We start from the raw sequence: 12,269 nt of genomic DNA, 5'->3' as shown, positions 1-12,269 counted from the left end.
TCTTAAAACCGGAAAAGGAAAACAGACAATAGTATTCATTCCCGGATTTGCCTCTTCAGGAGATGTGTGGAATGAAACCAAAGCAAACTTCGAAAAAGATTTTACCTGTTACACTTTTACAATGGCAGGTTTTGCCGGAGTAAAACCACAAGGAAACGCAACATTCAAAAATTGGGAAAACGAAATTGCTGATTATATCAAAGCAAATAAAATAGAAAAACCAATTATTGTTGGTCATAGCATGGGTGGCGGATTAGCATTGGCAATTGCTGCAGATTATCCTGAATTAATCAGTAAAATTGTTGTGGTCGATGCATTACCATGTTTAGGTGCGTTGATGGATCCTTCATTCAAATCAAAAGAAAATAATGACTGTTCGGCAATGGTAAGTCAAATGACGGCATTATCAGATAGTCAGTTTGCTGATATGCAGAAAAAAACAATGCCAAGGCTTCTTGAAGATACTTCGAAACTGGATATGGTAGTAGATTGGAGCGTAAAATCAGATTGAAAAACCTTTGCCGAAATGTATTGCGATTTCTCTAATACAGATTTAAGAGATAAAATTGCTGCTATAAAATGTCCGTCGTTAATTTTACTGGAATCTTATTTTGTAAATTTAAAACCTGCAATTGATGCTCAGTATAAAAATTTAAAAACAGGCAATTTTCAATATGCCAATAAAGGCTTACACTTTATAATGTATGATGATAAAGTGTGGTATTTAAGTCAGATCAACAATTTTATAAAATCGTAATAAATGGAGTTTGAAACTATTTATAAAACGTATTGGGACAGAATATTCAGGCTTTGTATGGGTTTTGTCAACGATCATGATGTCGCGCAGGATTTAGCTCAGGAAACTTTTATTATTGTCTGGCAAAAGCTGGAAACTTTTAGAAATGAATCGGGTATAGGAACCTGGATTTTCAGAATCGCATCTAATAATTGTTTAAGGCAGATCGAAAAAGAAAAACGTTTCCCTAAATCGGATTTACCCAATCATCTTACCGAAGAAAAACAAACATCATTAGAACCGCAAATTCAGTTTTTGTATCAATGTATTGCCGAATTGCCGGAAACAGAACGTATCATTATTTCGCTGGAATTAGAAGATGTAAAGCAAGCCGAAATAGCCAAAATTATTGGTCTTTCTGAAGCAAATGTTAGAGTGAAAATTCACAGAATTAAAGAAAAACTGACTCAAAAATTTAAAGAAAATGGACAACAATAATATAGACTTTAAAGATTTATGGAAGAAACAAGCCGTAAACAAACCCAATATCGAAGATTTGTTGGCGAGATTAAAACAGTTTAAAAAAGCAAGTTTAAGATCATTGTGGAGAACTAATATTTTGCTTGCTGCAACAAGTGCTTTTATAATTTTTATATGGTACCGTTATCAGCCTGAATTTATCTCGACCAAAATCGGAATCATATTAGCAATTTTAGCAATGGTAATGTATGTTGGAGTTTACAACAGAGTATTGAGTACTTTTAAAAATATCGATTCGACACAAACCAATCAGGAATATTTGCAACAATTAATCTTGATTAGAAAAAAGCAGCAATACATGCAGTCGAAAGTATTAAGCTGGTATTTTGTTTTGCTTATGGCAGAAATTTGTCTGTATATGTATGAATACGCATCAAGAATGACTGTTTTCTATGCTTTGATAACCTACGGAATCACTTTATTATGGATTGCCTTTAATTGGTTTTATATTCGCCCAAAACAAATTGCAAAACAACAAGATAAAATTAATGGATTGATTGAGAAGTTTGAAGCGATCAACCATCAATTGGAAGAATAAAAAAAGCTCCACAATAATGCGGAGCTCCTTTTTTCCAAAATTAAAATAAAAATTCTACTCCTAAAACTTATAGAGGAAAAACATAAGGTGTAAGAGGTAATACAATTATTCCATCACTAGTTGCTGTAGCAGTTAGCTCATTTTCTAGTTTTCCTCCAATATAAATTTTACCAGTTAATTGTTGTCCTGCAACTCCACCGTGGCCACTTGCGCTTAATGACGCTCCTAAAGATTTTGCATCAGCAGTAAATTCTTTTGTCCATGGAAGTTTAGTGATATCTTCGTTTAATGCATTTCCGCCTTTTTCAAAATAAAATACAGACACACTTCCTGTATAATTTCCAGTTATTTCATATTTCACATCTCTTGAAGCTGCCTTTGAGTCATTATCGTTATCGCTGCTGCATGATCCTACTGTAAAAGCAAGAGTTAATACAATTGCTAAAGTTTTCAAAATTGATTTCATAATATTTTTTTTATTAATTAACATTCATTTAAAACAAAATTAGGCGCTTATAAAAGACATGGCAATACCTGATAAAATGCATTTTGAATTACCTGATATCAGGTAAAAGTGGTGTAATTCCTTTTCAAACATTTTTTTATTTATAAATTTGAATAAATACCATTTTATGAAGAAAATCTACTTATTGCTATTATTTCTTTTTTCATCTGCTGTTTCACATTCGCAGGTAATCCTTTTTCTTGATGATGATTCGGTTTATATAGACAGTATTGCTAAAATCACTAAAAACACAAAATCAGATAGTATAAAATGCCTGTATAGTTTTAAATTATCTAAACTGTATTTGATGGTTCAGGATGCCAAAAAATCAAAAGAATATTTAGAACAAGCCAATAAATTAAAAAGTAAATTTCCGTTCTTAAACGATGCGGGAGTATTTTACAATTCGTATAGCTTCTTAGAAAAAGGTGACGTTGACGGTTTTGAAAAAACACTGCTTGACGGAAACGAAAAGCTGAAAAAATATTATAATACCGAAGCTTTTCGACTCAGGGCAATTATCCTGCAGAACTATGGTATTATGCAGCAGCGTAAAAACAACGAAAAAGCCTATATGAAATTGCTGATTAATGAAGCGATTCCTGCGGCAAAAAAGAGTCGTGATTATGAACTTATAAGTGGTTTGTATAAAGCAGTTGCTATTATTTTTATGAATAACAACGAACGCGAGAAAGCGAGCGAATATCTAAATGAAGCCCAGCTTTATATTGAAAGAGCCATTAAAAAATCGCCAACTCTTGCCGAATCAAAAATGGAAACTTATATTATTAATGCTGAAAACCTGGTAGAATTGAAGCATTTTTATGATGCCGAAAAAGTACTCGATAAAGCATTTTCGACATTAAAAAATTTCCCGGACTCAAATTTAAACGATTCCTATTTTTATTCGGAAGGATTGTATTACGCCAAACAAAATAAAAATGCAATCGCTTTAGAAAGTTATGAAAAAGGAATAAAATCAGCCGAAAAACACCTGAATGCCATCGCTTTAAACCGATTGAAATTTGCCGAATATGAAGTGCTTTTTAAATTAAAGAATTATGAAAAGGCAAAAAAGAACTTAGAATATCTTTTAAAAAATACTCCTTTTGTTGTAGATAAAAAGAATTATTATAACGAATTGGCCAAAGTGTACAATGCCACAAAAGAATATGATAAGGCCTATTTTTATTCGCATAAATACAATGCAGTAAACGATAGTCTCAATAATACCAAGTTTAAAAGTGAGATTGTAGAGCTTGAAGCAAAATATAAAAAAGCCGAAAGCGAGAAAAAAATAACGATGCTGCAATCGTTAAATGATAAAGCTGCCTTAATGGTATACAGCAACCGATTAAATTCATTGCTATTTGCAGGTTTATCTTTCCTGTTGCTTTTGATTGTTTTATTTCTCTGGATTTTCAATAAAAACCAAAAGAAATTAAGCGTTCAAAAAGAAATCAACCTCAAACAAGAATTGTCAGCTTTTGAAGATCGACATAAACTTTCGGTTTCTAAGGCTTTGATTCAAGGAGAAGAAATGGAACGTAAAAGAATTGCCAGAGATTTGCATGATGGTTTGGGAAGTATGCTTTCGAGTGTAAAAATTCATTTGAACCTGGCAAAAAAAGAAAATGCCGAAACAGTAAATGGAGTAGACGCACTGTTGGACAATTCGATCAAAGAACTTCGTAATATATCGCAGAATTTAATGCCAGAAAGTTTGTTAGAATTGAGTTTAGAACACGCTTTAAGAGATTTATGTGCGGCGAATTCTAATGCTGTTACTAAAGTTGAATTTCAATATCTGATAAAAAAATCAAGGCTTCCTAAAAATTACGAAATCATGATTTACAGAATTATTCAGGAATTGTTGAATAATGCTTTAAAATATGCCAAAGCCTCTCAGGTTTTGGTTTCGTGCTCCCAAAACAAAGATGTGTTTTTTATTACAGTCGAAGATAATGGAGTTGGTTTTGATATTTCGGACCCAAAAAACAAAAACGGAATGGGACTTAAAAATATTAAAAACCGTGTAGAATTTCTGAACGGAAAATTAGAAATTGAAAGTAAACCCAATCAGGGAACATCAGTATATATTGAATTAAATGTAATAAACGAAAATCAGGAAAATGAGTAAAAAATATAAAATGGTTGTGGTGGATGATCATCCTATTGTGATTTCGGGTATTTCAGGACTCTTAGCTGATTTAGAAAACATAGAAATAATCGAGAAAATGCAATCTGGTGTTACGCTTCTCGATTACATAGAAAGCAATAAAGTAGATTTGGTTTTAATCGATATTTTTTTGCCGGTAATAACGGGTATAGATTTATGCAAAGCCATTAAACAGAAATATCCTCGGGTAATTATTATCGGGATGAGCAGTCAGTCTGAACGAAGTTTAGTGATGAAGTTTATTCAGAATGGCGGCAATGGTTATATTTTGAAAAGCGCTTCTTTTGATGAATTTAAAAATTGTATAAATAAAGCAATCGAAGGCGAAATTGTTTTTAGTGATGAGGTTAAAACAATTGTGAGTCAGCCATTATCTGAAGAATTAGATACAATTCCCAGTTTAAGCAGAAGAGAAAAAGACATCGCTGTTTTACTTTCAAAAGGAAAACAAACTCAGGAAATTGCCGATGAACTTTTTTTAAGTTTCTTAACGGTTCAAACGCACAGACGAAATATTCTTCAGAAATATAAAACTAAAAATGTAGCAGAATTAATTACGCTGTTGCTGAAAAACAATCTTTTAGATTGAAAAAATGTCCGTAAAATGCCAAAATGACATTTTTTGAGTTTGGTTCAGAAATTGCAGTTTCTTTTGTAACTTTAATAATCAATCAAATAAAAGTAAAAAATATGGGAAGTGGATATTTAATTCTGGCCGGAGCAATTATGTTGTTCAGCTGGATAGTGAGTTCAAAGCTCAAGAGCAAGTTTGAATTATATTCGAAATTACAATTAAGAAACGGAATGAGTGGTGCTGAAATCGCCGAAAAAATGTTGGCTGATAACGGAATTACAGATGTTCGTGTTATCTCGACTCCGGGAAGATTAACAGATCATTACAATCCTTCAGATAAAACGGTAAATTTAAGTGAGGCAGTTTACAATCATCGTAATGCCGCCGCTGCTGCTGTTGCTGCACACGAATGTGGTCACGCGGTTCAGCATTCTATAGGATACGAATGGTTAACTTTGCGTTCTAAATTAGTACCAATTGTTAGCATCGCATCCAATTATGTACAATGGATTTTGCTGGCAGGAATTTTAATGATTAGAACGTTTCCGCAATTGCTATTGGTAGGAATTGTGATTTTTGCCGCAACAACATTGTTTACCATTATAACGTTGCCTGTAGAGTATGATGCGAGTAACAGAGCGCTTGCCTGGTTAGAAAATAAACATATGCTGACACAGGAAGAGCAAGCAGGAGCAAAAGATGCCTTAAAATGGGCTGCAAGAACCTATGTAGTTGCTGCTATAGGATCTATTGCAACGTTGCTGTACTATATCTCGATTTATTCAGGAAGTAGAAGGAACTAAAAAAAACAAACTACAATTTAAAAATTCCAAATTCCAAATCTGTTGGGTTTGGAATTTTTTATGCATTTCTGACTCGAAATTAAACCCGACAGGTTTTTAAAACCTGTCGGGTTTTGTTTTTTATGAATTATTGAAGCTTAAGAAGATGAATAACAAAACCCATATTCCGGAGATTATAAAAACGGAATTTAAATATTGTTTGTTCTCTGTTTTATGATACTTGAAAAACCGAATTAAAGAATAAATTATACTTATCGGAATTGCGAGTAAGAATAATAAAAAGCCAAGTCCCGGTGTGCAGACACCACTCGGACTCGCTTTTTCTCCTAGTAATGCTAATACAAAATAAGATATGAAAAAGACAATGGTTTTAATTTCAGGTCTAATGTTTGTCATGCAGGTTTTAATTATTATCTAATTATCAAATTGACACATCTTCAAATTTTAAAGCTGTATTTGCCTATCGATTTGCTGATCCAGTGATATAAACGTCTCAGTTCTCGAAACGCCTTCTATGGCTTGAATTTTAGTATTTAAAAGCTGCATTAAATGTTCGTTGTCGCGACAAATGATTTTGATTAAAACAGACCAGTTTCCAGTTGTATAATGACATTCTAAAACTTCAGGAATCTTTTTTAGATCTTTTACGGCCTCTGAGTTTCTTGAAGCTTTATCCAGATAAACACCAATAAAAGCCATTGTGTTATAACCCAGAACTTTTGGATTTACAGTAAATTTAGAACCTGATATTACTCCCGATTGTTCCAGTTTTTTTAAACGCTGATGAATCGCAGCTCCTGAAATGCCTATTTTATTGGCAATTTGTAAAATAGGTTTTCGGGCATCGTCCATAAGGTATCTAAGAATTTCTTTATCGATACCATCAATTTCGATTAAAAGGGAGTTGATTTTCATAACTTATAATTTGAAACTATTTATTGTGATTTGGGTTTAGAATAGAAATCAAATGTAGTTAAAATGATGTAAAAAGAAAAATTCCAATGTTGAAACTCCAAATTCCAATTTTTATGCTGAAGCTACGGCATCAAATTCCAAAACATAGCCCGTGGTTTCAACCACAGGGAGATAATGGATTGCGTCCCAACGGTTGAAACCGTTGTTTATGTTGAAATAGGTCTAAAAAGAAAAATTCCAAATCCCAGCATTAAAGTTGGAATTTGGAATTTTAAAAAATTAAATATTTTGAAGGAATTATTTTCCTTTGTTTGCTTCTGCGATGTATTTTTCTAAAGCCATTGTCATAGAAGGAGTTTCAGGAGTTGGAGCAAGAATGTCGATTCTTAAACCATGATCAAGAGCTTCTTTTTGAGTTGTGCTTCCAAAAACGGCGATTCTGGTATCGTTTTGCTTAAAGTCCGGGAAGTTTTTAAATAAAGATTTAATTCCGGTTGGACTAAAAAATGCTAAAACATCGTAATAAACATCTGCAAGATCAGATAAGTCGCTCATTACTGTTTTGTAAAAAACAGCTTGTGCCCAGTCTACTTTTAGATTGTTTAACGTTATAGGAGCATCAGCATTTAATTGATCAGATGCTGGTAACAAGAACTTTTCGTCTTTGTACTTTTTGATAAGTGGTGATAAGTCTGCAAAATCTTTTGCTCCAACGTAAATTTTACGTTTTCTATACACAACATACTTTTGCAGGTAAAATGCAACAGCTTCAGATTGGCAGAAATATTTCAATCCTTCAGGAACTTTATAACGCATTTCATCTGCTACTCTAAAAAAATGATCCACCGCGTTACGGCTTGTCAAAATTATGGCAGTATAGTGATTAAGATCGATTTTTTGTAATCGAATCTCTTTTGCATTAACCCCTTCCACATGAATAAATGGTCTGAAATCAATTTTTATTTTGTGTTTTTGTTGGAGCTCAAAGTAAGGAGAATTCTCCACTTTAGGTTCAGGCTGTGACACCAAAATTGTTTTCACTTTCATATTATAAACATTTTCTAAGCACTCCCTTTTGTTATCCAATAATAAAGAAAATAATAAGGCGCTATTTCAAGAGCGCAAAGATATAAAATAAAATAAAATAACTTACCGATTATTACGTTTTGATATGTTTTAATTGAAATAAAATAAGAGTATAGACTGATACAGAGCGAAATGCCTATCGTTGCTAGCGGTACAATCGTTGAAATATTGTCATAATAAAACAAAATAGCATTGATTGGAAGGATTAAAACGCCAATATAAGTTCTGTAAGTAACTTTTTGCAAATTAAAAAGCTCCACAAAGTCGTCAATGTTGAATGCTGCAGCTACAATTTTCTCAATTAAGTATTTAGCCAGAATAAAATAAAGCAGGAAAGTTGCAATCTGAATAAATAAAATATAATCAGTTTTTGAAGCTTTATCATAAATGTTCATCGTTAGCAAAATAAAAAAGGCAAACGAAATAACCTGCACAAAAAATAACCCAACCGTAAAGCTGCTTTTCATGTGGCTGTTATCCCGATAAATTTTTGCATACTTATCTGAAAAAATAAGCTTACTAAATTCTGAAAAACGAGTTTCATAAGCAGATTTTGTCATGGCAACAACAGCAAAGGTCAGGACAAATAAAGCCGTTGCCCAGTCTTTGTTTTCAATAATTCGTGGATGAAGGTGTTCAATCATAGCGTGACAAAATTAGTAATTTTTTGTATCAATAGTTTTATTATGTATTTATTATGAACCAAATGCTATAAAAAGTTTACTTTTGCGGTGAAATTACCGAGAAAAAAATGAGTGATAGTATTGTCATAATCCCTACTTATAACGAAATTGAAAACATAGAAAGTATAGTGAGAGCTGTACTTTCGCAGCATAAATCTTTTCACCTGCTAATAATCGACGATAATTCGCCGGACCATACCGCCGATAAAGTTGTTGCATTGCAGGAAGAATATCCGGGAAGATTATTTCTTGAAAAAAGAGCTAAAAAAGCCGGTTTAGGTACCGCTTATGTTCATGGTTTTAAATGGTCATTAGAACATAAATATGATTTTATTTTTGAAATGGATGCCGACTTTTCGCACAACCCAAATGATCTTGAAAAATTATATGATGCCTGCCACTTCGGAGGTGCTGATTTAGCCATTGGATCCCGATATGTTACAGGTGTAAATGTGGTAAACTGGCCTTTAAGCCGAGTTTTAATGTCTTATTTTGCATCGGTTTATGTAAAATTTATAACCGGAATGAAAATTCACGATGCAACAGCCGGTTTTGTTTGTTATAAAAGAGAAGTTTTAGAGAAAATTAATTTGAACAAAATAAAGTTTGTTGGATATGCGTTTCAAATCGAAATGAAGTACAGAACTTATTGTGCTAAATTTGAAATAAAAGAAGTGCCGATTATTTTTACAGACAGAACAAAAGGAGTTTCAAAAATGAGTAATGCCATCATTAAAGAAGCAATTCTAGGTGTGATTTCTCTTCGATTAAAAAAATTAGTCAATACATTATAAAGATAGAACATGAACAGGATTTTAATAAAAAATGCCAAAATTGTAAACGAAGGATCTATTTTTGACGGAGATGTTTTGATCGAAAATGATTTAATTGTTGAGGTTGCAGACAGCATCAGTTTAAAAACTTCTGACTGTATTGTAATTGATGCCGAAGGAAATTATTTAATGCCGGGTGCAATTGATGATCAGGTTCATTTTAGAGAACCGGGTTTAACGCATAAAGGTGATATTGAATCAGAATCGAGAGCGGCAATTGCAGGAGGAATTACTTCTTTCATCGAACAGCCAAACACGGTTCCGAATGCGGTTACTCAAGAAATATTAGAAGATAAATACCAAATTGCTGCCGAGAAATCATTTGCGAATTATTCGTTTATGATGGGAGCAACCAATGATAATTTGGAAGAAGTTTTAAAAACAAATCCAAAAAATGTTGCGGGAATCAAGATTTTCTTAGGTTCTTCAACAGGAAATATGCTGGTTGACAAAGAAGAGACTTTAGAAAAAATCTTTTCAAGTACTCCAATGTTAATTGCAGTGCATTGCGAAGATGAAACTACAATTCAGAACAATTTAGCAGAATTCAAAGAAAAATATGGTGAAGATATTCCGGTAACGGCGCATCATTTAATTAGAAGTGCTGAGGCTTGTTATCTTTCTTCTTCAAAAGCGGTGGCTTTGGCAAAGAAAACAGGAGCACGTTTGCATATTTTTCATCTTTCTACAGCAAAAGAAATGGAGTTGTTTACCAATAAAATTCCATTAGAAGATAAAAAAATTACGGCTGAGGTTTGTGTACATCATCTTTGGTTTACCGATGAAGATTACAAAACAAAAGGAAATTTCATCAAATGGAATCCTGCTGTAAAAACAGAACACGACAGAGCTGAACTTTGGAAAGCTTTAAATGACGGCCGAATTGATGTTATTGCAACAGATCACGCGCCGCATACTAAAGAAGAAAAACAGCAATCATATTTAAAAGCACCTTCTGGAGGCCCGCTTGTACAGCACGCTGTTGTGGCAATGTTTGAAGCGCATCATCAGGGAAAAATCAGCGTGGAGAAAATCGTGGAGAAAATGTGTCATAATCCAGCTAAGATTTTCAAAATCGAAAAAAGAGGTTTTATTAAAGAAGGTTATTTTGCTGATTTAGTAATTGTAAATCCAAGTTTGCCATGGAGCGTAAAACCAGAAAATATCCTTGCAAAATGTGGATGGTCGCCTTTTGAAAATTATACTTTTAAATCTAGAATTACGCATACTTTTGTAAACGGGGAATTGGTTTACAATAACTTTAAAGTAAAAGATATCCGCGCCGGAAAACGATTATTGTTTGATAGATAAAAAGCTGAAATGAAGAATTGTTTAGTAATACTATTGGTTTTGTTTCTTTCTGTAAGTTGTAAAAAGGAGGTTGTAAAACAGCCTGCAAAACTTATTGAGAAAGATAAAATGATTGATATTATGTATGATTTGTCTCTTCTGGAAGCAATGAAATACCAGCATCATGAATTGTTAGATTCTACAGAAACGAGCCCAACGAAATTCATTTTAAAAAAATATAAAGTTGACAGTCTTCAGTTTGCTCAAAATAATATGTATTATGCCGCAGATTATGAGAACTACAAAGATATGTTTGATGAAGTAGGCAAACGATTAAAAGTAGCCGAGAGAGCAGCAGATTCTCTTGTTACTATTGAAAATAAAAAAGCAGCGAAAGAAGCCAAAAAGAAACTTAAAGAAGCTCCAAAAACTTCAAAAGATTCAATCAAAAAAACTTCAAAACAACAAATAAATCTCGATTCGATAAGACGACAGATGAAAAAACCACCTAGAAGATAAGGTTTATAATTTTGAAATGTCTTTTATGTATTGATGTACATCTAAAAAAACCGTTCTCAGAGCGGTTTTTATTTTTTCATTAGAATACAGATTCTTGGAATAAGATGCTTTTGCAGTCGCTTTTGTAATGGTTCTTTTTTGAAAAAATAAAGTCGAAAATATTCCGTCTGCAATCCAAAGGAAATTCATTAAAAAAGGTTTTGCGTGAAGATGCGGTTTTTTAACTTTTAAAACATCGGCAATGGTGTCCAGAATATCTTTAAAAACAACATTGTCTGTAATTAAAGTAAAACGTTCGTTTTTAATATCGCTTTTCATTAATTGATACATTGTTTTTACAACATCATCAATAGAAATAAAACCAGTACTTCCGAGTGTATAAAAAGGAAGTCCGTTTGCGACTTTTACATACAATTCTGCACTTCCCTGCTGTTTACTTTTCGTTTTCGGAATTGGGCCTAAAATTACTCCCGGATTTACGATAATTACATCTAAACCTTCCTGATGAGCTCGCCAGACTTCCATTTCGGCACCATATTTAGAAATAGCGTAATCGCTGTGCGGTTTTTCGGGATTCCAATCTGTTTCTTCTGTAATGTAAGTTTCATGCGGAGCTAAATCACCAAGAGCGGCAATAGAACTCACAAAACAGAATTTCTTTATTCCTCTTGCAAGAGAAAAATTAACCATATTGGCTGTTCCTTCAATATTGGTTTTTCGGAGTATTTCTTCATCTGTGGGATCAAAAGAAATAAATGCGGCACAATGATAAACGTAATCAATATCATTAAAAGCAATTTCTAAAGAAGGAACGTCTAAAATATCGGCTTCAAGCCATTCTATTTTTTCAAATAAATCAGCTTTTTTATACAATTCAAAAACCGATTTTGTTTTTTGAATATTGTTTTCGGTTCGGTAAATTGCCCGAACATTTTCTCCATTTTCAATTAAATGAAGCAATAAATGTGAGCCTACTAAACCTGTTCCGCCAGTTACTAATACCATTTTGTAAAGATAAGTTTTTTGGTTTTTGCCACAAAGGCACAAAGGCGTAAAGTTTTTTTGTTT

Annotated in this window: 16 protein-coding genes; 10 read left to right on the top strand and 6 right to left on the bottom strand. The window is 32.9% G+C overall.

The genetic code is table 11. The features are described 5' to 3' along the window. From B3C18_RS23645 to B3C18_RS23630, 4 genes are all read left to right on the top strand, one after another. A partial coding sequence (locus tag B3C18_RS23645) for an alpha/beta fold hydrolase (RefSeq protein WP_291152648.1) occupies window positions 1-511 on the top strand: 511 nt, incomplete at its 5' end. A 15-nt stretch (window positions 512-526) separates the two neighbouring features. Beyond that, the gene (locus tag B3C18_RS23640; protein WP_291152646.1) at window positions 527-757 is read left to right on the top strand and encodes a hypothetical protein; all 231 of its coding nucleotides are present in this window, start codon (window positions 527-529) and stop codon (window positions 755-757) included. Between the two features lie 3 nt (window positions 758-760). Further along, window positions 761-1,234 (top strand): RNA polymerase sigma factor, encoded by a 474-nt coding sequence (locus tag B3C18_RS23635; RefSeq protein WP_291152644.1) that lies wholly within the window; start codon window positions 761-763, stop codon window positions 1,232-1,234. Continuing rightward, window positions 1,221-1,814: a hypothetical protein gene (locus tag B3C18_RS23630; protein WP_291152642.1), complete on the top strand. Its 594-nt coding sequence runs from the start codon at window positions 1,221-1,223 to the stop codon at window positions 1,812-1,814. The genes B3C18_RS23635 and B3C18_RS23630 overlap by 14 nt, the downstream gene beginning before the upstream one ends. A 67-nt stretch (window positions 1,815-1,881) precedes the next feature. On the opposite strand, the gene B3C18_RS23625 is transcribed toward B3C18_RS23630, so the two are convergent. Then, the gene (locus B3C18_RS23625; protein ID WP_291152640.1) at window positions 1,882-2,280 is read right to left on the bottom strand and encodes an MmpS family transport accessory protein; all 399 of its coding nucleotides are present in this window, start codon (window positions 2,278-2,280) and stop codon (window positions 1,882-1,884) included. 166 nt (window positions 2,281-2,446) lie between these two features. Here B3C18_RS23625 and B3C18_RS23620 point away from each other — a divergent pair, with 166 nt between their 5' ends. The 3 genes from B3C18_RS23620 (at window position 2,447) to B3C18_RS23610 (ending at window position 5,875) form a co-directional block, all read left to right on the top strand. Next, window positions 2,447-4,459: a tetratricopeptide repeat-containing sensor histidine kinase gene (locus tag B3C18_RS23620; RefSeq protein ID WP_291152638.1), complete on the top strand. Its 2,013-nt coding sequence runs from the start codon at window positions 2,447-2,449 to the stop codon at window positions 4,457-4,459. After that, window positions 4,452-5,087 carry a response regulator gene (locus B3C18_RS23615; RefSeq protein ID WP_291152636.1) on the top strand — a complete coding sequence of 212 codons (636 nt, stop codon included), beginning with the start codon at window positions 4,452-4,454 and terminating at the stop codon, window positions 5,085-5,087. The genes B3C18_RS23620 and B3C18_RS23615 overlap by 8 nt, the downstream gene beginning before the upstream one ends. A gap of 101 nt (window positions 5,088-5,188) precedes the next feature. Next, window positions 5,189-5,875, top strand: a complete 687-nt coding sequence (locus tag B3C18_RS23610) for a zinc metallopeptidase (protein ID WP_291152651.1) — start codon at window positions 5,189-5,191, stop codon at window positions 5,873-5,875. 120 nt (window positions 5,876-5,995) lie between these two features. Here the strand turns inward: B3C18_RS23610 and B3C18_RS23605 are convergent, their stop codons facing one another. The 4 genes from B3C18_RS23605 to B3C18_RS23590 form a co-directional block, all read right to left on the bottom strand. Further along, the gene (locus B3C18_RS23605) at window positions 5,996-6,271 is read right to left on the bottom strand and encodes a hypothetical protein (RefSeq protein WP_291152634.1); all 276 of its coding nucleotides are present in this window, start codon (window positions 6,269-6,271) and stop codon (window positions 5,996-5,998) included. 48 nt (window positions 6,272-6,319) lie between these two features. Next, entirely contained in the window at window positions 6,320-6,790 is a 471-nt protein-coding gene (locus B3C18_RS23600) for an Lrp/AsnC family transcriptional regulator (protein ID WP_007811264.1), read from the bottom strand. Window positions 6,791-7,087: 297 nt separating this feature from the next. Further along, window positions 7,088-7,837, bottom strand: a complete 750-nt coding sequence (locus B3C18_RS23595) for a uroporphyrinogen-III synthase (RefSeq protein WP_041518659.1) — start codon at window positions 7,835-7,837, stop codon at window positions 7,088-7,090. 14 nt (window positions 7,838-7,851) lie between these two features. Beyond that, window positions 7,852-8,520, bottom strand: coding sequence for a DUF4271 domain-containing protein (locus B3C18_RS23590; protein WP_291152624.1), 669 nt, complete (start codon window positions 8,518-8,520; stop codon window positions 7,852-7,854). Window positions 8,521-8,627: 107 nt separating this feature from the next. On the opposite strand from B3C18_RS23590, the gene B3C18_RS23585 reads away from it, so the two are divergent. The 3 genes from B3C18_RS23585 to B3C18_RS23575 are packed head-to-tail and all read left to right on the top strand — an operon-like array spanning window position 8,628 to window position 11,201. Next, window positions 8,628-9,353, top strand: a complete 726-nt coding sequence (locus B3C18_RS23585; protein WP_073485429.1) for a polyprenol monophosphomannose synthase — start codon at window positions 8,628-8,630, stop codon at window positions 9,351-9,353. A 9-nt stretch (window positions 9,354-9,362) separates the two neighbouring features. Beyond that, on the top strand, window positions 9,363-10,703 hold the full coding sequence (locus tag B3C18_RS23580; protein WP_291152620.1) for a dihydroorotase: 1,341 nt from the start codon (window positions 9,363-9,365) through the stop codon (window positions 10,701-10,703). Window positions 10,704-10,712: 9 nt separating this feature from the next. After that, the gene (locus B3C18_RS23575) at window positions 10,713-11,201 is read left to right on the top strand and encodes a DUF4296 domain-containing protein (protein WP_291152617.1); all 489 of its coding nucleotides are present in this window, start codon (window positions 10,713-10,715) and stop codon (window positions 11,199-11,201) included. Between the two features lie 3 nt (window positions 11,202-11,204). Here the strand turns inward: B3C18_RS23575 and B3C18_RS23570 are convergent, their stop codons facing one another. Next, the gene (locus B3C18_RS23570; protein ID WP_291152615.1) at window positions 11,205-12,206 is read right to left on the bottom strand and encodes an NAD-dependent epimerase/dehydratase family protein; all 1,002 of its coding nucleotides are present in this window, start codon (window positions 12,204-12,206) and stop codon (window positions 11,205-11,207) included. Between the last annotated feature and the right edge of the window lie 63 nt (window positions 12,207-12,269).

The organism is Flavobacterium sp. UBA7680 (genome assembly GCF_002482975.1).
GTDB lineage: Bacteria > Bacteroidota > Bacteroidia > Flavobacteriales > Flavobacteriaceae > Flavobacterium.
This window is presented reverse-complemented; position numbering and strand designations above follow the sequence as displayed.